Raw genomic sequence first — 25,460 nt, forward strand, 5'->3', positions numbered from 1 at the left:
GCAAATCCTTCGATATACTTTAGGCAATCGGGGCGGGTGGCGTGCCATCGAGGCGCGGGCTCCAGTCCTCGACGGTTCGGGTGGAAAGGCGGTGTTCCGCGAGACGCCGCCAGCTTTCCGGCAGTCCTGGCAAGGCGGCCATGCCGGTCAGTTCGCCGCGATCGAGCGGGGCGACGTAGAGGAGGTGCCACAGGCGGTGGAGTGACCAGCCGGGCAGGCGCCGGTCGAGGAGCAGGAGGGTATCACCCGGTGAGACCAAGCCATCCTCCAGAACGCGATAGTACCAGCCGGTGCGCCCGGTCGTCTGGACGCGCCGCGCCATGTCGGCGACGCCGAAGCGATGATTGAGCTTCCAGCAGGGCTGCCGGCCCTGCGAGACCTCGATCACCGCGGAGCCGAGCCGGAAGACGTCGCCGATCGCGACCGTTTCTTCGGTCAGGCCGAGGGTCGACAGATTCTCGCCGAACGCACCCGGCGCGGCGAGCACGTCGCGCGTCCCGATCTCCCTCAGCCACTTGGCGTAGTGCTCGAACGGATAATGATGGACAGCTTTGTCGGGGCCGCCATGGCGCTTTCGGTCGCCTTGCGCGTCGCCGGAGAAGCCGTCGCGGCGCAAGCGAACCGGGGCTTGCACGGGTCGCTTGTCGATACCGCTCGGTATGCGCGTTGGACCGAACGGGCTGATATCGCCGACGAGAAGCGCGCCCAAGACAGTCTTCATGGCACGCGTAGGTCGCCGAGCCATTCGGCGAACATCGCGCGGCCAGCGTCCCGCAGGCGAAGCCCATGGCGCTCGGCGTCTGCCCTCAAGGCTCGCGGATCGACGCCGACGGCCGCCAGTTCGTGAGCATGCCCGATCAGCCAGCGTTCGAAACCGGCCGCGGCATCGACTTCCGGGTGGAACTGCACACCCATCACGTTGCGTCCGTGCGCGAAGGCCTGGTTAGCGCAGACCGCCGTCTCCGCAAGGCGGTCTGCGCCATCGGGAATGTCGAACATGTCGCCATGCCAGTGCAGCACCGGCACATCCTTGAGATGACGCAGGACGAACGCTTCGCCTCCCGTGGTCAGGTCCAGGGGAGCGAAGCCGATCTCCTTGGTGCCCGTCGGGCGAACCTTGGCGCCGAGCGCGGCAGCGATCAGCTGGGCGCCGAGGCAGATGCCGAAGGTCGGGCGATCCGCCGCAAGCCGGGTTCGCAGGAAATCAAGCTCGTCGGCGAGGAACGGATAGGTCTCGGTCTCATAGACCCCGACCGGGCCGCCGAGCACGATCACAAGCTCCGTCTTCACCGGTTCCAAGGTCCAGATCTCGTGGACGCCGATGTCGTAGTAGTGGACCTTGTAGCCGGCGGCCGCGAGCACCGCCTCGAAGGACCCGAGATCCTCGAACGCCACATGGCGCAGCGCCACCGCCGTCTTCAGCATCAGCGCGACTCCAGCGCCGAGAGGTCGGCTCCGTGGTTGATGTGATAGGCGGCACCATCGATCACGAGAGCCGGGACGGAGCGCACGCCTGCCGCCTTCGCTTCCGCGACACGAGCCGGAGCCTCGCCGAGGTGGACGCTCTCCACCTCGTAGCGGCTAAGGTCCAAGGCGCCGGCGACGTGCTGCTCCGCATCGACACAGACCGGGCAGCCCGCGTGATAGAAGATCGCTTTGGTCATGATGATCGTCCTTTGGATTGTCGGCGGGAACGATCTATGGCCTACGTTGGTCGTGGCTGGTATGGATGTGCCGGTTTCGAGAATAGAGCTAGGCCGGTCGATGCTGGAGATCGCGTTCGAGTTGGACGAGCACTCAGCGGCGCCGGTCTTCCTCCAACTCAGCCGGGCCATCATTGCGGCGATCGACGCCGGCCGACTGGAGCCGGGCCGAAAGTTGCCCGGCACGCGGGCGCTGGCCGTGTCTTTGAAGATCCACCGCAACACGGTCGATGCCGCCTATCACGAGGCGGTCATGCAGGGCTGGCTCGTCGCCGAGCCATCGCGCGGCACCTTCGTCGCTCGCGATCTGCCGGCGATGCCGACCGCCGGTTCGATCCATCCCGGTCCTGCAGCGGAAAAAGGTCGGGTTCGAAGCACGGTCTCTCTGCCGACGTGCGGTGGGCCACCGATGCTGTTCTTCTCGGACGGCGCGCCCGACGCGAGGCTGCTGCCGCGGGCGGAACTGGCAAGGGCCTTCAGGCGCGCGCTGACGACGCCGGAGTTCCTACGCGCCTCGGGCTATGGCGACCCCCGCGGCGCACTTGCACTGCGGGAGGCGCTCTGTGAGCATCTCTCGGCGGAACGCGGCCTTGCGCTGGCGCCCGCCGACATCCTCGTGACACGCGGCAGTCAGATGGCGCTGTTTCTGGCCGCCGGCGCATTGCTCGAGCGGGACGAGGTGATCGCAGTGGAAGAGCCGGGCTATCCGCTTGCCGTCACCGCTTTCCGTGCGGCGGGCGCGCGGGTCGTGGGCGTTCCCGTCGACGCCGACGGATTGTCGGTCGAGCATCTCGAGCGCTTGGCGGTATCCGAGCAGAAGCTGCGTGCCGTCTACGTCACGCCGCACCACCAATATCCGACGACGGTGACGATGGGCGCCGGGCGCCGGATCCGTCTGCTGGACGTGGCGCGTCGTCACGGTCTGACGATCGTCGAGGACGACTACGATCACGAGTATCGCTTCGACGGCAAGCCGGTTCTGCCGCTCGCCTCGCGCGCAGGTGACGTGCCGGTCCTCTATGTCGGATCCCTGTCCAAGGTGCTCGCGCCGGGCATACGCCTTGGCTACGCGACGGGACCGGTCGACCTGCTCCAACGCATGGCCGACGATCGTCAGGCGATCGACCGCCAGGGAGACGTGCCACTGGAGCACGCCGTCGCGATTCTCCTGCGGGAAGGTGACCTCGGCCGCCATGCTCGCAAGACGCGGAGAATCTATCAGGCCCGGCGTGATCTCTTGGCGCGCTCGTTGACGAGCAAGCTCGGCGCTTACCTCGATTTTGCGATCCCGCCGGGTGGTCTCGCGCTGTGGACGCGATTGCTACCCGGGCTCGACGCTGAACGATGGAGCCACGAAGCACGGCGTCACGGTTTGGCTGTCACGCCTGCGATGTCGCAATGCCTTGACCTCGTGCGTGCCCCGCAAGCCTTTCGGCTAGGCTTTGCGAGCCTTGACGACGTTGAAACGAGCCGAGCTGTCGAAATCCTCGCAATGACGATGCCATAACGTATGGGAAAAGCATCTTCGATGGCAGGTGTCTCAACCTCTACACTCCTGGTTCGAGAACATCCTCCGAAACAGGCGGTCGGATCGTACGATGCATTCTGTGGTGAGCACGACAGGCTTTGCCTCGCTCACCGGATCGCTGATCGTTTGATCGCATCCTCATCGATTTCCACGTCACCTCCACCAGCGCGAATCCGGAAGGGACCTGTCATTCGAGAATCTGACCTCTGCCAGTTTGTCTCCACAGGTGGCCGTTGTCTCCACAGGCGCCGACTCATGTCTCCAATAGCGTATCGGGCAAAAGGTGAGACGGCAGCGGAAGTGGGGCCGTAAACGCTACCGTATCCGAAAGCCGCCGTGAGCTAGCGTTCCGCTGGAGACAATATGGAGACAAGCCGCATCCTCACAGGATATGTCTCCAGAAAAGATCCCGCAGGGATCCTCATATATGATTGAATTTATACGTAAAATTTGGAGCGGGCGATGGGATTCGAACCCACGACCCCAACCTTGGCAAGGTTGTGCTCTACCACTGAGCTACGCCCGCCCGCTCCCCGCTGGCGTCGCCGTGTGGCGTGCGCTGCGGATGAGCGGCTTATCGCCGATTCGGATTTAGATTGCAACAGGGAAAAGACGGTCGATGCGTCGGTTCGTCGTTCCCTCTGCCGCGGAGGAGGGGCGGGCGCCGCGACGCCGCGGAGCGGGAGGCGTCGGGCGCGCCATCCGGGTCCGGCTTGACGATCGGGCGGCCTGCGCGCCATGGAGGCGGGGAACGATCCGAGGGGCTTGCAAGGCCGGCAGGGAGAGGACGACATGATGGACGGCGATCGCGACGCGCCCTTCTCGCATCCCGACGCGGCGATGGCGGCGCTCGCGCCCGAACTCGCCGCCTTCCTCGATGCCGCCGGCTTGACCACGCGCACGCTGGCGCACGAGGCGGTGCACACGGTGGAGGAATCGCGCGCACTGCGCGGGCGCATCACCGGCGCGCACACGAAGAACCTGTTCCTGAAGGACAAGAAGAGCCGGCTCTTCCTCGTGGTCGCCGAGGAGGGCACGGCGGTGGATCTGAAGACCCTGCACGGGCGCATCGGCGGGCAGGGCCGCCTCTCCTTTGCCGGCCCCGACCAAATGCGAACCCATCTCGGCGTCGAGCCGGGCTCGGTGACCGCCTTCGGCACGCTGAACGACCGCGACGGCGCGGTGCGGCTCGTCCTTGATGCCGCGCTGATGGCGTCCGATATCTGGAACTGCCACCCGCTGACGAACCGGGCCACCACCTCGATCGCCCGCGACGATCTCATGCGCTTCTTCGCCGCCACCGGGCACGAGCCGCTGGTCGCGGTACTGGAGGCGACGACCGCAGACGAACCTTCGAACGGATCAATCCGATGAGTGACAATCCCTACGGTGCCGGCCTCGGCGGCGGCTACGGACGGCAGACCACCACCGGCGCCGCGGCTCCGGCCGCCGCTCCCGCAGGCATGCCGGGCATGGGCGCCCCCACGGCCGCGCCGGCCCCGGGCGATCTCGTGAAGGACACGACCACGGCGAACTTCTCGGCCGACGTGGTGCGCGAATCGCGCAGACAGCCGGTGCTCGTGGATTTCTGGGCGCCGTGGTGCGGCCCCTGCAAGCAGCTGACGCCGATCCTCGAGCGCGCGGTGCAGGCCGCCGGCGGGCGCGTCAAGCTCGTGAAGATGAACATCGACGAGCATCCCTCCATCGCCGGCCAGCTCGGCGTCCAGTCGATCCCGGCCGTCTTCGCCTTCGTCGACGGGCAGCCGGTGGACGGATTCATGGGCGCGCTGCCCGAGAGCGAGGTCAAGGCCTTCATCGACCGGCTGACCGCGGGCGTCGCGGCCCCGGGCGGCGATCCCGTGGCCGAGGCGTTGGCGCAGGCGCGCGAGGCGCTGGGCGCGGGCGATCTCGCAGGCGCCGCGCAGATCTTCGGCGCCGTGCTGCAGCACGATCCCGAAAGCGCCCCGGCCGCCGCGGGTCTTGCCGAATGCTACCTCGCGGCCGGCGACACGGAGCGCGCGAAATCGGTGGTGGATCAGGTGTCGCCGGCCATGCTCGACGACGCCGCCTTCGCCACCGTGAAGACGCGGCTGAAGCTCGCCGAGGAACTGGCGGGGCTCGGCGACGCCGCCACGCTGCAGGCGCGCCTCGAGGGCGATCCCGACGACCACCAGGCGCGCTACGATCTGGCGCTCATCGCGCAGGCGCGCGGCGAGCGCGACACGGCGGCCGGCCATCTCCTCGAGATCATCCGCCGCGACCGCGCCTTCGACGACGACGGCGCCCGGCGCAAGCTCGTGGAGTTCTTCGAGGTCTGGGGGCCGATGGACCCGGCCACGAAGGAGGGCCGCCGCAAGCTCTCCTCGCTGCTCTTTCGCTAGGGCGGTTCCCGCCGTGCTGCCGTCGCGCGGCGCGGCCCATGCGGGACGAGGCGGGCCGGGGCAGCGATCCTCGATCCGGGCCGCGACGCCGTTTCGCGGCGTCGCATCCCCTTGAGTTCGTCGGGTGCCGCGCCAGTTCCGGTGGACGCCAAGGGGAGACATGCAGTGGTTCAGGCCGGAAACGTCAACTATCGCCGCGAGGACGATCTGCCGGACGTGGTGGCGGTCTTTCCGCTGACCGGCGCGTTGCTGCTGCCGGGCGGGCAGATGCCGCTCAACATCTTCGAGCCCCGCTATCTCGCGATGATCGACGAGGCGATGGGCGGCTCGCGCGTCGTCGGAATGATCCAGCCCCGGCTCGACGGTGCGGTGCGCGCCGACGACGAGCCGGAACTCTGCGCCGTCGGGTGCCTCGGGCGCATCACCTCGCTCACCGAGACCGGCGACGGGCGCTATCTCCTGAACCTCCAGGGCATCGTGCGGTTTCGCGTGCTCGAGGAACTGGATGACGATCTGCCCTACCGGACGTGCCGGGTGGCGCCCTTCGCGGGCGATCTCGAGCTCGGCGAAGGCGCGGACGAGGTGGACCGAGACGCGCTGCTTAAGGCCTTCCGGCAGTATCTCGACGCCAACCAGCTGGAGGCGGACTGGGACAGCGTGGTGAAGGCCTCCAACGAGACGCTCGTCAACGCGCTGTCGATGATGTCGCCCTACGGGGCCGCCGAGAAGCAGGCGCTTCTGGAGGCGCCCGACCTCAAGACCCGCGCTGCGACGCTCGTCGCCATCACCGAGATCTCGCTGGCGCGCGAGAGCTCCGAGGACGGTGGCCCGCAGATCCTGCAATAGGCGGACGCTCGCGGGCGGCTCCTCGGCTAGGCGCACGCGGGCCCTAACCCGGTCGGCAGCTCGTTCGGACCTTGGACCGGAACCGCAGGGCTTTGGACCAGAACCGTTCCGAGGCCAGGTCGGAGATCCGCCGAGCCCGGACCGTGCCCAACCCGAAAACCCACTGGACGAGAACGAGACGATGACCGACGAGACGACCCGACCGCGACCCGACCCCAAGCTGCTGGAGCTTCTCGTCTGTCCGCTGACGAAGACGGTGCTGCGCTACGATCCCGAGCGCGCCGAACTCGTATCGGTCGCCGCCAAACTCGCCTATCCCATCCGCGACGGCATCCCGATCATGCTGCCATCGGAAGCGCGCGAGTTGGACTGAGGCGGGGCACTGCGACGCCGACGCTCGCTCCTCATGGGGCGGGCAACGGCGACACGCTGGACGCGCCCGTGCTGTCAGCGAGGCAGGCTGTGGCTGCTCCGACTCAAGTGAAGTCGGGGGGCGGTCGTGCCAAGAGCGATTTCGGCGGCCACGGGTCGGGGAGGGCGCACCTTTCGAGCCTGACCCTCGTCGCTGTCCGGCGATGGAGCGCGTCCGCAAAGACTAGGGACGGTCGCGACGTGCACGTCTCACACCGCCGGGTTCAGATGCCCATGCCGTCGCGCACGTCGGTCGGGTCCACCGGGCGGTTTTCGGTCTCGGCCGGCACCATCAGCCGGCGCAGGAGCGGGCGCAGCGTGAAGTCGAGGACGCCGAGGATCACGGCCTTCCAGAGCGCCAGTCCGAGGATCAGCGCGAGGATCGCCATGCCGATGGCCGCCGCGCCGCGGAACAGCGTGACGCCACGCGCGCGCGCGGGATCGGCGGCGAGCGAGGGACCGAGCCATTCCGCGCGGAACCGCTCGGTCGCGGTGCGCGGCGGCAGCGTTGCGGTGGCCGAGGCGCTGGCCGGAAGAGCAGCCACCTCCGGCTCGGGCTCGCGCGGCACGCTGGTGACGACGCCGAGCGCCACCGTCTCGTTCGTCAGCTGGTCGATGAGGATGAAGGCGCCGAGCTCGCGGCTCTCGGCATAGGTGGTGGAGACCGGCGGCCGGTCGAAGGCGAGCGTGATGCGGCCGATCTCGTTCATCAGAAGCGCGTTGGCGGGGCGCGGCTCGTAGGAATGGATGTCGACGGCCTCGTTGAGCGCGCGCACGTTGGCGGGCGTCTGCGCGGAGCCTATCCGCGCCACGAAGCGCCCGCCCGCGACGAGCGGCCGCTCCACCATCCAGAGGATCTCGGCCTCCACCAGCTTGTGCGCAGCGATGGGATCGTCGACGCGCACGATGACGTCGCCGCGCGAGGCGTCGATCTCGTCGTTGAGCGTCAGCGTCACCGCCTCGCCGTCGCCGGCCTGATCGACCTCGCCGCCGGGCCCGTAGACGGCGCGCACGGTGGAGCGCTGGCGGCTCGGCAGCGAGAGCACGCTGTCGCCCTTGGCGATGCGCCCGCCGGCGATCGTGCCGCAGAAGCCGCGGAAGTCGAGATTGGGGCGGTTGACCCACTGCACCGGCAGGCGGAAGCGGCTCGAGCCCGCCTGCAACGTCGTCGGCTGGACGCTCTCCAGCGTCTCGATCAGGGTCGCACCGCGATACCAGGGCGTGTTGGCCGAGCGCGTGATGAGGTTGTCGCCGTTCTTGGCCGAGAGCGGGATGTAGGTGACCTCGGTGAAGCCGAGCTGGCCGCGGATGGCCTCGTAGCCGGCGACGATGTCGTCGAAGGTCGTCTGGTCGAAATCGACCAGATCCATCTTGTTGATCGCCACCACCACCGACTTGATGCCGACCATCGAGGTGATGAAGGAATGGCGGCGCGTCTGCGGAAGGATGCCCTTGCGCGCGTCGACGAGGATCACGGCGAGCTCGGCCTGGGAGGCGCCGGTCGCCATGTTGCGCGTGTACTGCTCGTGGCCGGGCGTGTCGGCGATGATGAAGGCGCGGTGCGCGGTCGAGAAGTAGCGGTAGGCGACGTCGATCGTGATCCCCTGCTCGCGCTCGGCCGTCAGCCCGTCGACGAGGAGCGCGAAGTCGAGATCCTCGCCCGTGGTGCCGAACTTGCGCGAATCGCGCTTCAGCGCGTCCATCTGGTCGTCGAACACCGAGTTGGTGTCGAAGAGCAGGCGCCCGATCAGCGTCGACTTACCGTCGTCCACCGAGCCGCAGGTGATGAAGCGCAGGAGCGAGGCCTTCGGCGCGGCGATGGCGGGCGCGTCGGGGATCGGGACGGCGGCCGGTGCGGGCTCCGAAACGGGAGCGACGAGGGCCGCCTCCAGCGGCGCCACGGCTTCGTCGGGCGCGGGGCCGGCGAAGATTTCCGCCTCGCGGATGGCAGCAGGGTTGGTGGTGGCCGCCAGCACGGCGTCGCCCTCGGGCTCGTGCGCGACGTCGAGATCGCGGGAAGCGTCGGTCCGGGTCGTGGCGGACATCAGAAATACCCTTCCTGCTTCTTCTCTTCCATCGAGGCGCCGCCGTCGCGGTCGATCACCCGGCCCTCCCGCTCCGAGGAGCGCGAGGAGCGCATCTCGGCGATGATCTCGGGCAGCGTCGCGGCATCGGAGCGCACCGCGCCGGTCAGCGGATAGTCGCCGAGCGTGCGGAAGCGCACCAGCATCTCCTCGACCTCCTCGCCCGGCAGCAGCTTCATCCGGTCGTCGTCGCGCATGATCAGCGTGCCGTCGCGCCGCACCACGGGGCGGGGCTTGGCGAAGTAGAGCGGCACCACCGGCACGTTTTCGAGCGCGATGTAGTCCCAGACGTCGGCCTCGGTCCAGTTGGACAAGGGGAAGACGCGGAAGCTCTCGCCCTGGCGCTTGCGGGTGTTGAAGAGGTGCCAGGGCTCGGGGCGCTGGTTCTTGGGCTCCCAGCGGTGCTCGGCCGAGCGCAGCGAGAAGACGCGCTCCTTGGCGCGGCTCTTCTCCTCGTCGCGCCGCGCGCCGCCGAAGGCCGCGTCGAACTTGTGAATGTTCAGCGCCTGCTTGAGCGCCTCGGTCTTCATCACGTCGGTGTGGACGCGCGAGCCGGAATCGAAGGGGTTGATGCCCGCCTTCAGCCCTTCCTGGTTGGTGTGGACGATGAGGTCGAGGCCATATTCGCGCGCGATGCGGTCTCGGAACTCGATCATCTCCCGGAACTTCCAGGTCGTGTCGACATGCATGAGCGGGAAGGGCAGCTTGCCCGGCGCGAAGGCCTTCATCGCCAGATGCAGCATGACGGCCGAATCCTTGCCGATCGAATAGAGCATCACCGGGTTCTCGGCGGTGGCCGCCACCTCGCGGATGATGAAGATCGACTCGGCTTCCAGCCGCTGCAGATGGGTCATCGGTGTCATGGGGATCTCTGGAACCTCCGGCCCGTCGCGCTCTCGAAGCGCGTCCGGCGTCGCATGGAAAGCGCCCGGCGACGAGGCCGGGCGAAAGAAAATTAGGACGGGATGGTCTCGAAGGCGCTGTCGCCCGGCGCCGGGCCGCCGTCCTCGGCGCGCACCGGCTGGCCCTCGCCGTCGACATGCAGCCCGCATTCGCGGCGCGTCTCCTCCTCCCACCACCAGCGGCCGGCGCGCTCGACCTCGCCGGGGCGGATCGCCCGCGTGCAGGGGGCGCAGCCGATGGAGAGGAAGCCCTGCGCGTGAAGCTCGTTGACGGGAACCGCGTTCTCCTCGGTGAAGAGGCGGATCTCGTCGCGCGTCCAGTCGAAGAGCGGATTGGCCTTCACCACCTGCCGCGCGCCGTCGAAGGAGACGAAGTCCAGCCGCTCGCGGTTGGCCGACTGGTCGCGGCGAAGGCCGGTGATCCAGAGCGCAGCACCATCGAGGGCGCGCGCCAGCGGCTCGACCTTGCGCACGCCGCAGCAGGCCTTGCGCATCTCCGGCGCGAAATAGAGCCCGTTGATGCCCTGGTCGTCGATCAGCTCTTCCAGCGCCTCGGCCTGCGGGTACTTGGCCTTGATGCGGCGCCCGTAGGTCTCCTCGGTCTTCTGCCAGAGCGCGTAGGTCTCGGGAAACAGGCGGCCGGTGTCGAGCGTCACCACATTGATCGGCAGCGCGTTGCGGAAGATCAGATGGGTGATCATCTGGTCCTCGATGCCGAGCGAGGTGGTGAAGACAATGCGACCGGGCACCTCGGCGACGAGGCGCTGCAGACGCTCCAGCGGCGTCAGCGCCGCGAAGGCCTCGTTCAGGTCCGCGGCGATGGTCTCGAGCGTCCGGTCCATGGGGTCAGGTCCCCCGCGCCGCGGCGAGGCGCTTCTGCAGGATGCTCGCATCCTCGCCGTAGCCGGTCTGGTAGTGGTCGTGGACGATGGACCGGGCCTTCACCCACTGCCCGGCGGGCTGGCGCGCGGCCATCTCGGCGGGCACGGCCACCTCGTCGAAGCCGCAGGCGAGCGCCTCGGCGAACTGGTCGGCGATCAGCGGCCCGCTGGCGCGCAGCGTGCCCGAAAAGCCGGCACGGCGCAGGCGCTTGGCGAGCGACAGCCCACGCCCGTCCGAGAAGGAGGGAAAGCCGATCGAGATCAGCGCCACCGCGCCGAGATAGGGCTCCACCGCCGAGACCGGCGTGTCGTTGGCGACATGCAGGCCGAGCGGCGCGTTGCGCCGGTCGGCGATGGCCTGATCGATCACGGTGAGCGGCACGATCACGGCGCCGGGATGCAGCGACAGCGCGGCCCCGTCCTCGATCCGCTCGAAGGCGTCGTCCTTCGGGCCGGTTGCGTCCACGAGCAGCGTCATGCCGGCTCTCCGACGCGGGCGACATAGGCGGTGAAGCCCTGCTTGAAGGGCTCGAGGCCGGTGCGGCGCACGGTTTCGATGAACTCCTCGCCGGCCTGCCGCTCGCTCATGTAGACGGCCACCAGCGCCTCCACGGCGCCGGGCACCTGGTCGCCGTCGATGCCGGGGCCGACGCGCTCGCCGAGCGCCGCGTGCTCGGAGGCGTCGCCCCCCACCGTGATCTGGTAGTTCTCGCGGCCGGACTTCTCCAAGCCGAGAATGCCGATATGGCCGACATGGTGGTGGCCGCAGGCGTTGATGCAGCCGGAGATCTTGATCTGCAGGGGCCCGAGCTCGCGTTGGCGCTCCTCCGAGGCGAAGGTCGCGGCGATGTCCTGCGCGATGTTGATCGAGCGGGCGGTGGCGAGCGCGCAATAGTCGAGGCCGGGGCAGGCGATGATGTCGGTGACGAGCCCGGCATTGGCGGTGGCGAGCCCCGCCGCCTTCAGCGCGGCGTAGACGGCCGGCACGTCGTCCTGGCGCACATGCGGCAGCACGAGGTTCTGCACGTGCGTGACGCGCAGCTCGTCGAACGAGAAGCGCTCGGCGATGTCGGCGAAGGCGCGCATCTGGTCATGGCTCATGTCGCCGGGCACGCCGCCGATCGGCTTCAGCGAGACGGTGAGCGCGACGTAGCCGGGCTGGCGATGGGCGAAGCCGTTCTGCTCCACGAAGCGGTCGAGCTCGGGGTCGGCAGCGCGGGCCCTGGCCAAGACGTCGGAGGTGTCGGGCAGCGTCTCGTAGGCGGGCGGCGCGAAGTAGCGCGCGATCCGCTCGACCTCTTCGGCCGGCGCGTTGACGGTCGGCCCGTTCAGCTGGGCGTATTCGTGCTCGACGCGGGCGGTGAACTCGTCGGTGCCGATCTCGTGGACGAGGATCTTCACCCGCGCCTTGTACTTGTTGTCGCGCCGCCCTTCGGCATTGTAGACGCGCATCACGGCTTCGAGATAGGCGAGGAGCTCGCCCTTGGGCAGGAAGTCGCGGATCACCTTGCCCACCATCGGCGTGCGCCCGAGGCCGCCGCCGACGATCACCTCGTAGCCGACCTCGTCCGTCTCGGGATGGCGCAGGATGCGCAGGCCGATGTCGTGCACCTTGATCGCCGCGCGGTCGTGCTCAGCGCCGGTGACGGCGATCTTGAACTTGCGCGGCAGCCAGGAGAATTCCGGGTGGAGGCTCGACCACTGGCGGATCAACTCGCCCGTCGGACGCGGGTCTTCCACCTCGTCGGCGGCGACGCCCGCGAACTGGTCGGCCGTGACGTTGCGGATGCAGTTGCCGGAGGTCTGGATGCAGTGCATCTCGACGTCTGCCAGGAGATCGAGGATCTCCGGCACATCCTTCAGCTTCGGCCAGTTGTACTGGAGGTTCTGGCGCGTGGTGAAATGCGCGTAGCCCTTGTCGAACGTCTTGGCGATGTGCGCCATCTGGCGCAGCTGCTTCGAGTTCAGCGTGCCGTAGGGCACGGCGACGCGCAGCATGTAGGCGTGGAGCTGGAGATAGAGCCCGTTCTTCAGTCGCAGCGGCTTGAACTCGTCATCGGACAGCGAGCCGTCGAGGCGCCGTTCCACCTGGTCGCGGAACTGGGCCACCCGCTCGCGCACGAAGCGCTCGTCGAACTCGTCGTAGCGATACATCTCGTCCTCCTGGCGCGTCGCACGGGATCCCGGCGCCGCTGGGGCGGGGCGGGGAGGGCGCGTCCGCCGCTCCTCACCCCCGCATCGTCAAAAATCGGCCTGCTTGCCGTACTGCGTCAGGACCGTCGGGCCCTTCTGGCGGATCGCCTCGCGAAAGTGCGAGGCCACCGGAAAGCCGTCGGCCGCCCGCTCCACCGGCACGAGATAGGGGTCGACGATCCGGTTGGCCTTGAAGCCCGCGCGGCCCTCCTCCTCCATCCAGGCGGCGGTCTCGGCGTCGTCGGCAATGAGCGCAGCGTGCGGATCGAAGCTCCAGCCCGCGCGCGTCAAAAACACCACCTCGCCGTCGAGAAGGTCGTTGGCGGTCATGATGACGGGGAGCTTCGGCCCCTTCACCTTGGCATTCGCCTTGACGTCGCTGACCATCGTGCGTTCGGTTCCCTGTCTCGAATGGCACGCGCCATGCGCTCGTGCCGACGCCTACGGCCCGGACGCTGGTCCGGACGCTGCGGGCGTTTGTATCGGTTCTAGATAGGCAAAGGCCAGAGCGGTTGCACCGCCGCCCGTTCCAAAGGCCCCGCCCTCAGCGGATAAATTTGCTCCGGCACCCCGTCCCCCGCGCAAACCTAGGGGGCGCGTGCCGCTCAGATCGCCTCGCCCTGCAGCAGGCGCGGCGAGGGGCCGCCGGTCAGTCCCGCCGCCTGCCGGATGAAATGGGCCTTGGCGAAGGGCGCGCGATCGACGAGCGACAGGCCGAAGGTGCGCAGGCCCCGCAGCAGCGGATTGTCGTTGGAGAAGAGCCGGTTGAGGAGGTCGGTGGTGACGCCCATCTGCACCGTGTCGAAGCGGCGCCAGCGGCTGTAGGTCTCCAAGACGTCGAGCGCGCCGATGTCGCGGCCGAGGCGTGCGGCCTCGACCACGACCTCGGCGAGCGCCGCGGCGTCCTTGAAGCCGAGATTGAGGCCCTGGCCGGCGATCGGGTGGATGCCGTGCGCGGCATCGCCCGCCAGCGCCACGCGCGGGCGCACGAAGTCCCGCGCGATGGTGAGCCCGAGCGGGAAGGCGCGCGGGCGCCCCTCCACTTCGAGGCGGCCGAGCTTCAGGCCGAAGCGCTGCTCGAGCTCGAGCTCGAACACCATGTCGTCGGCCCGCAGCAGCCGCTCGGCGTCGGCGGTGGATTCGGTCCAGACGAGCGAGGAGCGGTTGCCCTTCAGCGGAAGGATGGCGAAGGGGCCGGCGGGCAGGAAATGTTCCTCGGCGCGGCCCTCGTGCGGGCGCTCGTGGCGCACGGTCACGACGATGCCGGACTGGCCGTAGTCCTGGTGCACGGTGCGGATGCCCGCCATGTCGCGGATCGCCGACTTCACGCCGTCGGCGGCCACGAGCAGGCGCGTCTCGACACTCTCGGCCCCCAGGTGCACGAGAAGGCCGGCGGGGCGCTCCTCGATCGCGGTGACGGCGGTGCCTGAGCGCACGTCTATGCCGAGTTCGAGCGCGCGCCGGCGCAGCGCGCCGTTCAGCGCCACGTTCGGCACCATGCGCGCGAAGGGCTCGCCCGCCTGCGGCTCGCCGCCGAAGGTGAGGAACACCGGGCGCACGGGGTCGGCGGTGCGCGAATCCGTGACGATCATCTCGCGGATCGGCTCGGCCTCGCCGGCGATCTCCGGCCAGACGCCGAGTTCGCCGAGCATGCGCACCGCGGCGGCCGCCACGGCCGAGGCGCGGGTGTCGCGCTCCCAGACGCCGTCGGGCGCCGCGTCCACCACCACGACCTCCAGGCCCGGCGCGGCCTGCTTGATCGCGACGGCCACCGACAGGCCGACATAGCCGGCCCCGGCGACGACGATGTCGGGACGCGAGGGGTCGGCGCGCGCGGGGGAGCCGTCGAGATCGTCGGGCGGGGAGATGGCGGACATGGGGCGGGTTCCTCTCGTCGAGGGGAGACTTAAGGCTGCGGGGGACGGTCGGCAACGGGCGGCACCGCGCCGGCGTTGACCGCGCGGCGGCGACCTGCTGCAACGCGCTCTCCTCCCAGCGTGCCGGGCACGAGAGATCGGGCACCAGGGATTAGGAAAGAGCGGACATGAACGACAGCGTCGCCAGCCTCATCCGCACGCTCGATCTCGAGCGTATCGAGGAGAACCTCTATCGCGGCAACAGCCCCGACGTCGGCTGGCAGCGCATCTTCGGCGGGCAGGTGATCGCGCAGGCGCTGGTGGCCGCGCAGCGCACCGTGCCGGAGGATCGCCCGGTGCACTCGCTGCACGGCTATTTCGTGCGGCCGGGCGATCCGCGCGTGCCGGTGATCTACGAGGTGCGGCGCATCCGCGACGGCGGCTCCTTCACCACGCGCATCGTGGTGGCGATCCAGCACGGCGCGGCGATCTTCACGCTCTCGGCCTCGTTCCAGCGGGAGGAGGAGGGGCTCGACCATCAGGTGGAGATGCCGGGCGTGCCCGGCCCGGACGAGCTGCCCTCGGGCGAGGCGCTGACGCGCGAGATCCTGGCGCGCGCGCCCGAAGCGATCCGGCGCTACTGGACGCGGCCGCGCCCGATCGAGTTCCGGCCCGTCTCGACCGAGCATTATTTCACGCAGGAGAAACTGCCGCCGCGCCAGCACATCTGGGTGCGCGTCCTCGGCGAGATCGGCGACGAGCCGGCGCTGAACGCCGCGGTGCTGGCCTATCTCTCGGACATGACGCTGCTCGACACCTCGCTCTTCGCGCACGGCCTCTCGGTGTTCGACGCCGGCATCCAGGCGGCGAGCCTCGACCACGCCATGTGGTTCCACCGGCCGGTGCGCGTCACCGACTGGCTGCTCTATGCGCAGGACAGCCCGTCGTCCTCGGGCGGGCGCGGCCTGACGCGCGGTTCGCTCTTCACGAGGGCGGGCGTGCTCGTCGCCTCGGTGGCGCAGGAAGGGCTGATCCGACCCCGGCGCTGACACGAATCTGCCATCTTTCCTGCCGGAAAGATGATCATCTGCCGAAAACTTGAGCAGCAGGCTTCGATATTCCCGGCCAAGGCTGTTCAGCCGGCGGGCATGTCGGCCCTTTGCGCCGCACCATTCGGGTCGGTGGCGCCGCTCTTCGCCCAATTGGCACGCATCTTGGTTATAACAAGCTTGCTCCCGGTCGGCATGCCGCCGCCGGGTCCTTGTTTGGTCGGACGCCCGCGGGGGGTGGTTCGTTCGCTACGGGTTCGAGGTGCACATGAAAATCGTGATGGCCATCATCAAGCCATTCAAGCTGGACGAGGTGCGCGAAGCGCTGACCGGCGTCGGGATCCAGGGTCTGACCGTGACCGAGGTCAAGGGCTACGGGCGCCAGAAGGGCCACACCGAGATCTACCGCGGCACCGAATACGCGGTCTCGTTCCTGCCCAAGCTGAAGATCGAGGTGGCCGTCGCCGCCGACATGGTCGACCGCGCGGTGGACGTCATCGCCGCGGCGGCCAAGACCGGCCAGATCGGCGACGGCAAGATCTTCGTGTTCGGCATCGAACAGGCCGTGCGCATCCGCACCGGTGAAACCGACTCGAACGCGCTCTGAGGGGATACGACATCATCATGCGTCTCTTGAAGATTCCGACCCTGGCCCTCGCCGCGAACGCCCTGTTCGCCGCGCTCGCCTTCGCGCAGGACACCGGCATCGCGCCGGCGCCCGAAGCCGTTCCGGCCGACGTCGCCGCCGTGGTGGCCGACGCAATGGACAAGGGCGACGTCGCCTGGATGCTCGTCTCCACGGCGCTCGTCCTGTTCATGATCATCCCCGGCCTCGCGCTGTTCTACGGCGGCCTGGTGCGCGCCAAGAACATGCTGTCGGTGCTCATGCAGTGCACCATGATCACCGCCGTGGTGATCATCATCTACACGCTCTACGGCTACTCGATGGCCTTCGGCGGCTCCACCAGCCCGTATTGGGGCGGCCTCGCGAAGGTCTTCCTCTCGGGCGTCGACGCCTCGTCGATGTCGGCGACCTTCACCAAGGGCGTGGTGATCCCGGAATACGTGTTCATCGCCTTCCAGATGACCTTCGCCTGCATCACGCCGGCGCTGATCGTCGGCGCCTTCGCCGAGCGCATCAAGTTCTCGGCGGTGGTGCTGTTCACCATCCTCTGGGTGACCTTCGCCTACTTCCCGATCGCGCACATGGTGTGGGACGCCAACGGCCTGATCTACGGCTGGGGCGCGCTCGACTTCGCCGGCGGCACGGTCGTCCACATCAACGCCGGCATCGCGGCGCTCATCGGCTCGTTCATGGTCGGCAAGCGCCAGGGCCTCGGCCGCGACAACATGGCCCCGCACTCGATGACGCTGACCATGGTCGGCGCCTCGATCCTCTGGGTCGGCTGGTTCGGCTTCAACGCCGGCTCCAACCTCGAGGCCAATGGCGGCGCCGCGCTCGCCATGATGAACACCTTCACCGCCACGGCCGGCGCCATCGTCGCCTGGGCGCTCATCGAGACCTTCGCCCGCGGCAAGGCCTCGATGCTGGGCGCGGCCTCCGGCCTCGTCGCCGGCCTCGTCGCCGTGACGCCGGCGGCGGGAACGGTGGGCCCGGTCGGCGCCATCGTGCTCGGCGCCATCGCCTCGGCGGTCTGCTACTTCTTCGTGGCGGTGGTGAAGCCGAAGTTCGGCTACGACGACTCGCTCGACGTCTTCGGCATCCACGGCGTCGGCGGCATCATCGGGGCGGTCGGCACCGGCATCTTCACCGCGCCCTCGCTCGGCGGCACGGGCGCGGCGGCCGGCGCGGAATACGCCATGGCCGCCCAGACCGTCACTCAGGTCTGGGGCATCGGCGTCACCGTCGTCTGGACCGCGATCGTCGCCGTGGTCGCCTACAAGATCGTCGATCTGGTGGTCGGCCTGCGGCCGAGCGTCGAGGCCGAGCGCGAAGGTCTCGACCTCACCTCGCACGGCGAGGTCGCCTACCACTCCTGATCCCTCGGGACTACTCGCGAACCGGAACGGCAGGCGGAGCGATCCGCCTGCCGTTTCTCGTTTCGGGTGCGGCCGCCGTCAGCCGTGCGGAGCCGCCTCGGGGCGAAGGTCCGCGTAGCGCTCGGGATGGCGCTCGAACAGGGCGCGCACGTAGGAGCAGGCCGGCACCACCTTGCGACCCGTCTCGCGGGCATGGGCCACCGCCCGCTCCACCAGCGCCTCGGCGATGCCGCGGCCGCGCAGCGAGGTCGGCACGAACGTGTGGTCGAAGACGAGCGCCTCGCCCCGCCCGGCCGGGGAGTAGGTGAGCTCGGCTTGCTCAGGGCCCTCGCCGAAGGTAAAGCGGCCACGGCCCGGTCCCGCTTCCTCGTGAACGATCTCCATCGCGCCATCCTCCTGTGGTGCGGGCCCGTGCGGCCCTTCGGCGCAAGACGTGGGCGCGGAGCAAGCGTTCCGCAATCACTTTGCGGCCGCGGATTTGCCGCCCTCCGGACCTTCATCCCTGCCCGTTTCTCTCCAGCCGCTCGCTACCGTCGCGACCTTCACCACTCGCTCCACTGCCCTCGGGGCCCGGCCGAAGGCCAAGCTGCCGGCAGGGTTAATGCCGCCTTAACCCGCCCTCGCTTAACCTTCGCTCCAAGGGGATCGGACCCCCACGGCACCGTCGGGCACGGCGCCGCGGCGGACGATTCGGGAAGGGCGGACGCCGGGATCCGCCCGCAAGGTTTCAGGGCTCAAGGGCATGACGATGGCATCGATCGACGCGAGGCACGAATCGACGGGCGCGCTCCGGCGCCCTGCGCGCAGGGCGCTCGGCGCTGCGCTCGTGGCGGGCGCGGTGTGGCTGGGGGTGGCCTTCGCCACCTGGACGATCGACGATCCCTCGCTGAGCTATGCCAACGGCAACGCGGTGCGCAATCTCGCGGGCGGCGCCGGGGCGGTCGCGGCCGATCTCGGCATGCAGGTCTTCGGCCTCGCCTGCGTGCTGCTGCCGCTCGTCCTCGCCATTCGCGGCATCCTGATGCTCGTCGGGCGCCGCGTCGGGCGCTCGGGCAGCCGCGCCTGGTGGGCGCTCGGCGGTCTGGTGCTCGCCTCGGCGGCGCTCGGCTCGCTGGAGGCCCCCGCCGGTTGGCCGCTGCCCATCGGCCTCGGCGGCATCGCCGGCGACGTCGTCCTGAAGGTTCCCGCAATCGTCACCGGCGCCTACCCGACGGGCGCGCTCGGGATGATCCTCGCCGTGCTCTTCGCGCTGCCTGCCGCCTGGTGCCTCCTCACCGGCGCCGGCCTCGTCGGCCGCGTGCCCGAGACGCTTGCGCCGGGTGAGCACGGCGCGCCCGGTGAGCGCGAGCGCTTCGCGAGCGACGACGAGGAGGACGAGCGCGAGGGCCGGTTCCAGCTTCTGGCAGGCGTCGCCGGGCACTGGGCCTATGCCGCCCGCTCGGCCGTGACGCGCCGGGTCGGCGATTTCGCCGAGATGCGCCGGCGCCGGGCCGATCCCTTCGCGCACCGCGAATGGGACGCCGAGGCGCCGCTGCTGCCGCCCGCGCCCGAGCCGCGGCTGCGCGATCCCCAGCGCGGCGCTCCCGCCGCCGCCGCCGCCGCCGTGCGCGAGGTCCGCGTGGTGCAGCCGCCCTATTTCGACGATGCCTTCGGCGAGGTCGATCCCGACGAGGCCGGTGATTTCGTGATGCCGGCCCCGGCCGCGCGCACTGCCGCCTCCGCGGCCGCCTTCGCCGCGACGGGAACCGCCGCCGGCGCGGCGATGCCAGCCCTTGAAGCGCCCGAGCCGCAGGCGGCGCGCCGCACCGTCGACACCAGCCGCGCCACGGTGCGCCACGGGCGCTCCGACTGGAACGGCTCCTACAAGGTGTCGCAGCGCGACGCCCGCCAGGCGGCGAAGGGCGGCGAGCCGCATCCGGACGACCGCGACGATCCGCGCTTCGACGACGAGACCGACGGCGAGATCGATCAGGCCGGTCCCTTCGGCGCGCGCGAGACGTTCGACGAGCCCCGCGCCTTCGAGGCCGACACCGATGCCGACGCCTACGAGGACGACGTGCGCGAGGATTGGCACGACGAGGCGGACGAGCGCGAGCGCACCGCCGATCTCGGCGACGAGACCCTGCCGACGCTGGAGGAGCGGATCGCCGCCGAGGCCGACGAGTCCGCGCTCGACATGGCCGGCGAGCGCCGCGAGCCCGCCGACGAGCCGGAGGCGAACGGCGGCTGGCGCGGCTTCCTCGCCAACAACATCGTGGCCTTTCCCGGCCTGAAGCGCGCCGCGCGCCCCGAGCCCGAGCCGGTACGCGCTCCCGTGCTGCCGCGCCCGGCCGCGCCGCCCGCCCGCCCGCAGCCGAGCGACGCACGCCCCACGGCGCCCCTTCGCCCGCAGGCCGCGCCGGTGCGCGTCGTTAGCGCCGCGTCCGGCGACGGCGTCTCGCGCCAGTCCTCGCGCGCCCGTCTCGCCGAGCTCGGCAACCCCGAGATGAACGCGCGCTTCGAGCTGCCGCCGATCGACCTCCTGTCGCCGCCGCGCCCGCGCACCCGCGACAATTCGCTGACGCCCGAGATCCTTCAGGAGAACGCGCGGCTGCTCGAAGGCGTGCTCGACGATTTCGGCGTGAAGGGCGAGATCATCGAGGTGCGGCCCGGCCCGGTGGTGACGCTCTACGAGCTGGAGCCCGCGCCCGGCATCAAGTCGAGCCGCGTCATCGGCCTTGCCGACGACATCGCCCGCTCGATGTCGGCGATCGCGGCGCGCGTCGCCGTCATTCCCGGCAAGAACGCCATCGGCATCGAACTGCCGAACCAGCGCCGCGAGACCGTCTACTTCCGCGAAATGCTGGCCTCCGAGACCTTCACCGGCACCAAGGCCAAGCTGGCGCTGGCGCTCGGCAAGACGATCGGCGGCGAGGCCGTGATCGCCGATCTCGCCAAGATGCCGCATCTCCTCGTCGCCGGCACCACGGGCTCGGGCAAGTCGGTGTCGATCAACACGATGATCCTGTCGCTCCTCTACCGGATGACCCCGGCTGAGTGCCGGATGATCATGATCGACCCCAAGATGCTGGAGCTCTCGATCTACGACGGCATCCCGCACCTTCTCTCGCCGGTCGTCACCGACCCGAAGAAGGCCGTGGTGGCGCTGAAATGGACGGTCCGCGAGATGGAGGACCGCTACCGCAAGATGTCGAAGGTGGGCGTTCGCAACATCGACGGCTTCAACGCGCGCGTCGCCGGCGCCATCGAGCGCGGCGAGACGATCTCGCGCACGGTGCAGACGGGCTTCGACCGCGAGAGCGGCGAGCCGATCTTCGAGTCCGAGGAGTTCGACCTCGCGCCGCTGCCCTACATCGTCGTCATCATCGACGAGATGGCCGACCTGATGATGGTCGCAGGTAAGGACATCGAGGGCACGGTGCAGCGCCTCGCGCAGATGGCGCGCGCCGCCGGCATCCACGTCATCATGGCGACGCAGCGCCCCTCGGTCGACGTCATCACCGGCACGATCAAGGCCAACTTCCCGACCCGCATCTCCTTCCAGGTGACCTCGAAGATCGATAGCCGCACCATCCTGCAGGAGCAGGGCGCCGAGCAGCTGCTCGGCATGGGCGACATGCTCTTCATGGCCGGCGGCGGGCGTATCCAGCGCGTCCACGGTCCCTTCGTCGACGACGCCGAGGTCGAGGAGGTGGTGCGCCATCTCAAGTCGCAGGGCGTGCCCGACTATCTCGACGCGATCCTCGAGGACGAGGACGAGGAGGGCGGTGCACCCGGCAAGGACGGCGGGGCCAAGGACGGCGGCGGCATGGACGAATCGGCCGACCTCTACGACCAGGCGGTGGCCGTGGTGCTGCGCGACGGCAAGGCCTCGACCTCCTACGTCCAGCGCCGGCTGCAGATCGGCTACAACCGCGCGGCCTCGATCATCGAGCGCATGGAGCGCGAGGGCATCGTCGGCCCCGCCAACCACGCCGGCAAGCGCGAGATCCTGGTGCCGACCGACAACGCCTGAGCGACGCCCGTGTCCGGCGCCGGAGCCGGACACGATCTCGCGATGGGTTTGCGAGGCCGAGACCGGCGCCCCATTTCGAGATGGACGACGTCGGCGTCGCAATGATGCCGGATCGGCCCGCTAGGCTCGATGCCGACGAACGAGACGATCGGACCGCCGTGTCGGCGACGAGCCGCCACGGTTTTCCGCGAACGAGGATCGACCATGACGACCATCCCCCGTGCTTTCCGCACCACTCTTCGCGCCGGGTTGGCCGTGCTCGCCCTCGCCGGGCCGCTCGCGGTCGCCGTCGCGCCTGTCGCGGCCCAGGCCCAGGAGGCTGCAACCGCCCAGAAGGTCGCCGACCACTTCTCCAACGTGAAGTCGATGAGCGGCAATTTCGTGCAGTTCGACGCCGCCGGCAACCAGACCGAGGGCACGTTCTCGATGGAGCGGCCCGGCAAGATCCGCTTCGACTACAAGGGCTCGCCGGTGCGCGTCATCGCCGACGGCTCCCAGGTCGCGGTGAACAACCGCAAGCTCAACACCTGGGACCTCTATCCCCTGTCGAAGACGCCGCTGAAGCTGCTGCTCGACCAGCGCATCGACCTTTCGGCCGCCAACATCCAGTCGGTGAAGCAGACCTCGGATCTCACCACCATCGTGATGGGCGACAAGTCGGTCTTCGGCAATTCGCGCATCACCATGATGTTCGACCCCGCCACCTACGACCTGCGCCAGTGGACGATCCGCGATGCGCAGGGCAAGGACACGACCGTGATGGTCTATGACGTGAAGAGCGGCGGCTCGATCGACAACGACCTGTTCAGCATCCCCTACCAGCAGATCGCCGCCGGACAGACCGGCAAGCGCTGAGCGCGCGACGCCGAACGGGTGACGCGGGGCAAGGCGGCGTTCCGCCTTGCCCCGCGCTGCCCCGCGTCAGGCCCATCGAGGAGCGCAGACGCCGCGCGGCGAGCGACGGCCAGCGCCTGCCTCCGGCGACGAAGCCGCGGGCGCCCAGCCTTGCAAGGCCCCTGCGGCTCCCGGCCCCGCGACCGCCCGCAGATCGCGACCGCCCATCCCAGGATCTCCATGTTCCACCTCGTCTTCGCGCTGCCGAGCCTCTATGTCCTCGCACGGTTCGTCTGGCCGCTGAGCGCGCCGTTCGCCATCAAGCTCGCGCTCGCCGTGCTGATTCTCGGCGCCTCGCAGTTCCACCTCTGGAACCGCCTGTCCTCCGGCTCGGTCTTTGCGCCCGAGTTTCCCCGCGCGCTGATTCTCCTCTTCAACGGCGCGTTCGGGGCCATCCTGCTGCTCGCCCTGATGCAGATCGCCCTCGATCTCGCGGCTCTCGTCGTGCTGGCGGTGCGGCGCAGCCCCTGGCTCATACCGGACGGCTTGCGCGTCGCTGCCGGGGTCGCCGCGATCGCTCTGGCGGCGCTCGGCGTCTTCCAGGCGACGCGCGTTCCCGAGCTCAAGGACGTCGAGATCGCCATCCGCGGGCTGCCGCCGCAGTTCGACGGATACCGGCTGCTGCAGCTCACCGACCTCCACATCACCCGCCTGTTTCCCGCGTCCTGGACGCGCAGCGTGGTGGAGCGCTCCAACGATCTCGGCGTCGACCTGATCGTGGTGACCGGCGACCTCATCGACGGGACGCTCGACATGCGCCGCGCCGACGTCGAGCCGCTGCGCGGGCTCCGCGCGCCGGACGGGGTCTGGGTGATCCCCGGCAACCACGAGTACTTCTTCGGCTACGAGGCATGGATGCGCCATTTCGCGGAGCTCGGCATGCATCCGCTCGCCAACGGGCACACGGTGCTGCGGCGGGGCGAGGGCGCCCTCGTGCTCGCCGGCGTCACCGACGTCTCGGCCGCCGAGACCGGCGATCCCGGACCCGACCTCGGGGCCGCGCTCGCCGGCGCACCAGCGGGAGCGCCCGTCCTGCTGCTCGACCACCAGCCGCGCAACGCGGCGGAGGCGGCCGCGCGCGGCGTCGCGCTGCAGCTTTCCGGTCACACCCATGGCGGGATGATCCTCGGGCTCGACCGCATCTTCGCGCTCGCCAACAACGGCTTCGTCTCCGGTCGATATCCGGTCGGCGACATGGTGCTCTACGTCAGCAACGGCACCGCCCTCTGGCCGGGCTTCGCGCTGCGTCTCGGGCGCCCGTCCGAGCTGACCCGCATCACGCTGCGCGCCGCGCCCTGACGCCGGCTCGGAGAGGCGGGTTCGCAGGGTCCGCAAGGCCGGCCGGCTCGTTTCTCGACAACCGATCCCCGCCATGGGCGTTGTGATGGAAAGGTTCGCCCGCCGACCGGAGCTTCAGCCATGCCCACCCGCCTTCTCCTCCTCGCCGCCGCGCTCGCGCTGCTGACGGGCTGCGTCACGAGCGATCCCGCGGAGCGGCGGGCGCGCGACGAGGCGACCTGCTCCAGCTACGGCTTCCGCAAGGGCACGGACGGGTTTGCCGCGTGCCTGCAGCGCATCGACCTCGCCCGCGCGCTCGACCGGCGCCAGCGCCTCTACGACGATCTCGGCTATCCCGGCGGCGTGGTGCCGGGCGCCGGCTACGGACGGGTCTGGTAGGGGCACTCCGGCAGTTCGCGTCGCCGGTCCGTCGTCAGCGCTCGAAGAAGTCGAGGAGCGCGTCCAGCGTCTCCTCCGGCGCCTCCTCCACGAGGAAGTGTCCGGCGTCGATCGCGCGGCCCTCGACGTCGCCTGCCCAGTCGCGCCAGATGGCCAGCGGATCGCCCGAGGCGGCCGGCGTTCCGTCCGAACCCCATAGGACGAGCATCGGGCAGGCGATGCGCCCGCCCGATGCTCTCGTCGCCTCGTCGTCGGCCCGGTCCTGCGTCGCGCCGGCACGGTAGTCTTCGCAGGCCCCGTGCACGGCGCCGGGACGCGAGAAGCACTTGCGGTATTCGGCCAGCGCCTGCGAGCCGAAGGGCGCGGTGGAGCGGCCCTTGGTCCAGCTCGCTAGCGTGTGGTCGAGGTAGAACACCGGGTCGGCCGAGATCAGGCGCTCGGGCAGGGGGTTCGGCTGTGCCAGGAAGGCCCAGTGGTAGGACGAGACCATGCGCGCGGCATCCACCCGGTCCCACATCTCGCCGGTGGGAATGATGTCGAGCAGCGCCAGACGCTCCACGGCGTCCGGGTGATCCAGCGCCATGCGGTAGGCGACGCGCCCGCCGCGGTCGTGGCCGGCGAGGCGGAAGCGCGCGTGCCCGAGCCCGCGCATGATCGCGATCATGTCGGCGCCCATGCGGCGCTTGGTGTAGCCCTCGCCGCCGGTGGAGTCGGGGATCGAGGAATGGCCGTAGCCGCGAAGGTCGGCCGCCACCACGGTGAAGCGCTCGGCCAGACGCTCCGCGATGCCCGCCCACATGGCCGAGGTCTGCGGATAGCCGTGGAGCAGCAGCAGCGGCTCGCCCGTGCCCGCGATGCGGCAGAAGATCTCGGCGCCGTCGCCGGCGAGGGTTCGCGTCTCGAAGCCTTCGAACATGGTGGCGTCTGGTCTCCCCTCGGGCGAGCGTCCCGTCCGCGTCGCCCGTCCTCCAACGCGGGGGCGATCGATCCGTTGCCAGGCGCGCCGGCTCTTTCCACGCGCACGGGCTGCAGCAGTTTG

23 protein-coding genes, 1 tRNA gene and 2 pseudogenes are annotated in these 25,460 nt (G+C 69.7%); 13 read left to right on the plus strand and 13 right to left on the minus strand.

The window, feature by feature from the left end:
* Nucleotides 1-19: 19 nt before the first annotated feature.
* The 3 genes from GGR04_RS17905 to GGR04_RS17915 are packed head-to-tail and all read right to left on the minus strand — an operon-like array spanning nt 20 to nt 1,664.
* On the minus strand, nt 20-721 hold the full coding sequence (locus GGR04_RS17905; RefSeq protein WP_183201279.1) for an MOSC domain-containing protein: 702 nt from the start codon (nt 719-721) through the stop codon (nt 20-22).
* Nucleotides 718-1,425 carry a glutamine amidotransferase gene (locus GGR04_RS17910; protein ID WP_183201280.1) on the minus strand — a complete coding sequence of 236 codons (708 nt, stop codon included), beginning with the start codon at nt 1,423-1,425 and terminating at the stop codon, nt 718-720. Before GGR04_RS17910 ends, GGR04_RS17905 begins: the two co-directional genes overlap by 4 nt.
* Entirely contained in the window at nt 1,425-1,664 is a 240-nt protein-coding gene (locus GGR04_RS17915) for a thioredoxin family protein (protein ID WP_210291864.1), read from the minus strand. The genes GGR04_RS17910 and GGR04_RS17915 overlap by 1 nt, the downstream gene beginning before the upstream one ends.
* Between GGR04_RS17915 and pdxR the strand changes: the two genes are divergently transcribed.
* The gene (gene pdxR / locus GGR04_RS17920; RefSeq protein WP_246393318.1) at nt 1,663-3,210 is read left to right on the plus strand and encodes a MocR-like pyridoxine biosynthesis transcription factor PdxR; all 1,548 of its coding nucleotides are present in this window, start codon (nt 1,663-1,665) and stop codon (nt 3,208-3,210) included. The two genes, GGR04_RS17915 and pdxR, sit on opposite strands and share 2 nt — an antisense overlap.
* Before the next feature lie 472 nt (nt 3,211-3,682).
* Here the strand turns inward: pdxR and GGR04_RS17925 are convergent.
* Nucleotides 3,683-3,757: transfer RNA gene (locus GGR04_RS17925), tRNA-Gly, on the minus strand.
* A gap of 314 nt (nt 3,758-4,071) precedes the next feature.
* On the opposite strand from GGR04_RS17925, the gene GGR04_RS17930 reads away from it, so the two are divergent.
* The 4 genes from GGR04_RS17930 to GGR04_RS17945 all read left to right on the plus strand — a co-directional run bounded on the left by GGR04_RS17930 (nt 4,072) and on the right by GGR04_RS17945 (nt 6,831).
* Entirely contained in the window at nt 4,072-4,605 is a 534-nt protein-coding gene (locus GGR04_RS17930; RefSeq protein WP_183201376.1) for a prolyl-tRNA synthetase associated domain-containing protein, read from the plus strand.
* Entirely contained in the window at nt 4,602-5,612 is a 1,011-nt protein-coding gene (gene trxA / locus GGR04_RS17935; RefSeq protein ID WP_183201282.1) for a thioredoxin, read from the plus strand. The genes GGR04_RS17930 and trxA overlap by 4 nt, the downstream gene beginning before the upstream one ends.
* Before the next feature lie 165 nt (nt 5,613-5,777).
* A complete protein-coding gene (locus tag GGR04_RS17940; protein ID WP_183201283.1) occupies nt 5,778-6,458 on the plus strand; it encodes an LON peptidase substrate-binding domain-containing protein in 681 nt (226 codons plus the stop codon).
* A gap of 181 nt (nt 6,459-6,639) precedes the next feature.
* Nucleotides 6,640-6,831, plus strand: a complete 192-nt coding sequence (locus GGR04_RS17945; RefSeq protein ID WP_183201284.1) for a Trm112 family protein — start codon at nt 6,640-6,642, stop codon at nt 6,829-6,831.
* A 262-nt stretch (nt 6,832-7,093) separates the two neighbouring features.
* On the opposite strand, the gene cysN is transcribed toward GGR04_RS17945, so the two are convergent.
* From cysN to GGR04_RS17980, 7 genes are all read right to left on the minus strand, one after another.
* Complete coding sequence (gene cysN / locus GGR04_RS17950; RefSeq protein WP_183201285.1) at nt 7,094-8,914, minus strand: sulfate adenylyltransferase subunit CysN; 1,821 nt, start codon at nt 8,912-8,914, stop codon at nt 7,094-7,096.
* Nucleotides 8,914-9,816 carry a sulfate adenylyltransferase subunit CysD gene (cysD, locus tag GGR04_RS17955; protein WP_183201286.1) on the minus strand — a complete coding sequence of 301 codons (903 nt, stop codon included), beginning with the start codon at nt 9,814-9,816 and terminating at the stop codon, nt 8,914-8,916. Before cysD ends, cysN begins: the two co-directional genes overlap by 1 nt.
* Before the next feature lie 92 nt (nt 9,817-9,908).
* A complete protein-coding gene (locus GGR04_RS17960) occupies nt 9,909-10,697 on the minus strand; it encodes a phosphoadenylyl-sulfate reductase (protein WP_183201287.1) in 789 nt (262 codons plus the stop codon).
* A 4-nt stretch (nt 10,698-10,701) separates the two neighbouring features.
* The gene (locus tag GGR04_RS17965) at nt 10,702-11,214 is read right to left on the minus strand and encodes a DUF934 domain-containing protein (RefSeq protein ID WP_183201288.1); all 513 of its coding nucleotides are present in this window, start codon (nt 11,212-11,214) and stop codon (nt 10,702-10,704) included.
* Nucleotides 11,211-12,890, minus strand: coding sequence for a nitrite/sulfite reductase (locus GGR04_RS17970; RefSeq protein ID WP_183201289.1), 1,680 nt, complete (start codon nt 12,888-12,890; stop codon nt 11,211-11,213). The genes GGR04_RS17965 and GGR04_RS17970 overlap by 4 nt, the downstream gene beginning before the upstream one ends.
* A gap of 87 nt (nt 12,891-12,977) precedes the next feature.
* Nucleotides 12,978-13,316 carry a DUF2849 domain-containing protein gene (locus GGR04_RS17975; protein WP_183201290.1) on the minus strand — a complete coding sequence of 113 codons (339 nt, stop codon included), beginning with the start codon at nt 13,314-13,316 and terminating at the stop codon, nt 12,978-12,980.
* 218 nt (nt 13,317-13,534) lie between these two features.
* A complete protein-coding gene (locus tag GGR04_RS17980) occupies nt 13,535-14,806 on the minus strand; it encodes a ubiquinone biosynthesis hydroxylase (RefSeq protein ID WP_183201291.1) in 1,272 nt (423 codons plus the stop codon).
* Nucleotides 14,807-14,973: 167 nt separating this feature from the next.
* On the opposite strand from GGR04_RS17980, the gene tesB reads away from it, so the two are divergent.
* From tesB to GGR04_RS17995, 3 genes are all read left to right on the plus strand, one after another.
* Nucleotides 14,974-15,834 carry an acyl-CoA thioesterase II gene (tesB, locus tag GGR04_RS17985; RefSeq protein ID WP_183201292.1) on the plus strand — a complete coding sequence of 287 codons (861 nt, stop codon included), beginning with the start codon at nt 14,974-14,976 and terminating at the stop codon, nt 15,832-15,834.
* Nucleotides 15,835-16,102: 268 nt separating this feature from the next.
* A complete protein-coding gene (locus GGR04_RS17990; RefSeq protein WP_183201293.1) occupies nt 16,103-16,441 on the plus strand; it encodes a P-II family nitrogen regulator in 339 nt (112 codons plus the stop codon).
* A gap of 17 nt (nt 16,442-16,458) precedes the next feature.
* Complete coding sequence (locus GGR04_RS17995; RefSeq protein ID WP_183201294.1) at nt 16,459-17,835, plus strand: ammonium transporter; 1,377 nt, start codon at nt 16,459-16,461, stop codon at nt 17,833-17,835.
* A 78-nt stretch (nt 17,836-17,913) separates the two neighbouring features.
* On the opposite strand, the gene GGR04_RS18000 is transcribed toward GGR04_RS17995, so the two are convergent.
* Nucleotides 17,914-18,219, minus strand: a complete 306-nt coding sequence (locus GGR04_RS18000) for a GNAT family N-acetyltransferase (RefSeq protein WP_183201295.1) — start codon at nt 18,217-18,219, stop codon at nt 17,914-17,916.
* Nucleotides 18,220-18,583: 364 nt separating this feature from the next.
* Between GGR04_RS18000 and GGR04_RS24715 the strand changes: the two are divergent.
* The 5 genes and pseudogenes from GGR04_RS24715 to GGR04_RS18020 form a co-directional block, all read left to right on the plus strand.
* A pseudogene (locus GGR04_RS24715) lies at nt 18,584-19,087 on the plus strand (DNA translocase FtsK 4TM domain-containing protein); the annotation flags it as partial.
* 1,059 nt (nt 19,088-20,146) lie between these two features.
* Nucleotides 20,147-21,850: pseudogene (locus tag GGR04_RS24720) on the plus strand (DNA translocase FtsK); the annotation flags it as partial.
* Nucleotides 21,851-22,054: 204 nt separating this feature from the next.
* On the plus strand, nt 22,055-22,705 hold the full coding sequence (locus tag GGR04_RS18010; RefSeq protein WP_183201297.1) for an outer-membrane lipoprotein carrier protein LolA: 651 nt from the start codon (nt 22,055-22,057) through the stop codon (nt 22,703-22,705).
* Nucleotides 22,706-22,924: 219 nt separating this feature from the next.
* On the plus strand, nt 22,925-24,043 hold the full coding sequence (locus GGR04_RS18015; RefSeq protein ID WP_183201298.1) for a metallophosphoesterase: 1,119 nt from the start codon (nt 22,925-22,927) through the stop codon (nt 24,041-24,043).
* Between the two features lie 120 nt (nt 24,044-24,163).
* Nucleotides 24,164-24,421, plus strand: a complete 258-nt coding sequence (locus GGR04_RS18020) for a hypothetical protein (RefSeq protein WP_183201383.1) — start codon at nt 24,164-24,166, stop codon at nt 24,419-24,421.
* A 34-nt stretch (nt 24,422-24,455) separates the two neighbouring features.
* Here GGR04_RS18020 and GGR04_RS18025 read toward each other — a convergent pair whose 3' ends face one another.
* Nucleotides 24,456-25,337 (minus strand): alpha/beta fold hydrolase, encoded by an 882-nt coding sequence (locus tag GGR04_RS18025; protein WP_183201299.1) that lies wholly within the window; start codon nt 25,335-25,337, stop codon nt 24,456-24,458.
* Nucleotides 25,338-25,460 lie beyond the last annotated feature (123 nt).

It is taken from the genome of Aureimonas pseudogalii (assembly GCF_014196835.1).
Taxonomy (GTDB): Bacteria; Pseudomonadota; Alphaproteobacteria; order Rhizobiales; family Rhizobiaceae; genus Aureimonas; species Aureimonas pseudogalii.

Bases quoted from the DNA above. Each gene is read 5' to 3' on its own strand.
- pdxR (WP_246393318.1), top strand. From the start codon at position 1,663: ATGATGATCGTCCTTTGGATTGTCGGCGGGAACGATCTATGGCCTACG.
- GGR04_RS17945 (WP_183201284.1), top strand. From the start codon at position 6,640: ATGACCGACGAGACGACCCGACCGCGACCCGACCCCAAGCTGCTGGAG.
- GGR04_RS18025 (WP_183201299.1), bottom strand. From the start codon at position 25,337: ATGTTCGAAGGCTTCGAGACGCGAACCCTCGCCGGCGACGGCGCCGAG.
- GGR04_RS17980 (WP_183201291.1), bottom strand. From the start codon at position 14,806: ATGTCCGCCATCTCCCCGCCCGACGATCTCGACGGCTCCCCCGCGCGC.
- GGR04_RS18020 (WP_183201383.1), top strand. From the start codon at position 24,164: ATGCCCACCCGCCTTCTCCTCCTCGCCGCCGCGCTCGCGCTGCTGACG.
- tesB (WP_183201292.1), top strand. From the start codon at position 14,974: ATGAACGACAGCGTCGCCAGCCTCATCCGCACGCTCGATCTCGAGCGT.
- GGR04_RS17965 (WP_183201288.1), bottom strand. From the start codon at position 11,214: ATGACGCTGCTCGTGGACGCAACCGGCCCGAAGGACGACGCCTTCGAG.
- GGR04_RS17905 (WP_183201279.1), bottom strand. From the start codon at position 721: ATGAAGACTGTCTTGGGCGCGCTTCTCGTCGGCGATATCAGCCCGTTC.
- cysN (WP_183201285.1), bottom strand. From the start codon at position 8,914: ATGTCCGCCACGACCCGGACCGACGCTTCCCGCGATCTCGACGTCGCG.
- GGR04_RS18000 (WP_183201295.1), bottom strand. From the start codon at position 18,219: ATGGAGATCGTTCACGAGGAAGCGGGACCGGGCCGTGGCCGCTTTACC.
- GGR04_RS18010 (WP_183201297.1), top strand. From the start codon at position 22,055: ATGACGACCATCCCCCGTGCTTTCCGCACCACTCTTCGCGCCGGGTTG.
- trxA (WP_183201282.1), top strand. From the start codon at position 4,602: ATGAGTGACAATCCCTACGGTGCCGGCCTCGGCGGCGGCTACGGACGG.
- GGR04_RS17960 (WP_183201287.1), bottom strand. From the start codon at position 10,697: ATGGACCGGACGCTCGAGACCATCGCCGCGGACCTGAACGAGGCCTTC.
- GGR04_RS17915 (WP_210291864.1), bottom strand. From the start codon at position 1,664: ATGACCAAAGCGATCTTCTATCACGCGGGCTGCCCGGTCTGTGTCGAT.
- GGR04_RS17990 (WP_183201293.1), top strand. From the start codon at position 16,103: ATGAAAATCGTGATGGCCATCATCAAGCCATTCAAGCTGGACGAGGTG.
- cysD (WP_183201286.1), bottom strand. From the start codon at position 9,816: ATGACACCGATGACCCATCTGCAGCGGCTGGAAGCCGAGTCGATCTTC.
- GGR04_RS17975 (WP_183201290.1), bottom strand. From the start codon at position 13,316: ATGGTCAGCGACGTCAAGGCGAATGCCAAGGTGAAGGGGCCGAAGCTC.
- GGR04_RS17970 (WP_183201289.1), bottom strand. From the start codon at position 12,890: ATGTATCGCTACGACGAGTTCGACGAGCGCTTCGTGCGCGAGCGGGTG.
- GGR04_RS18015 (WP_183201298.1), top strand. From the start codon at position 22,925: ATGTTCCACCTCGTCTTCGCGCTGCCGAGCCTCTATGTCCTCGCACGG.
- GGR04_RS17930 (WP_183201376.1), top strand. From the start codon at position 4,072: ATGGCGGCGCTCGCGCCCGAACTCGCCGCCTTCCTCGATGCCGCCGGC.
- GGR04_RS17910 (WP_183201280.1), bottom strand. From the start codon at position 1,425: ATGCTGAAGACGGCGGTGGCGCTGCGCCATGTGGCGTTCGAGGATCTC.
- GGR04_RS17995 (WP_183201294.1), top strand. From the start codon at position 16,459: ATGCGTCTCTTGAAGATTCCGACCCTGGCCCTCGCCGCGAACGCCCTG.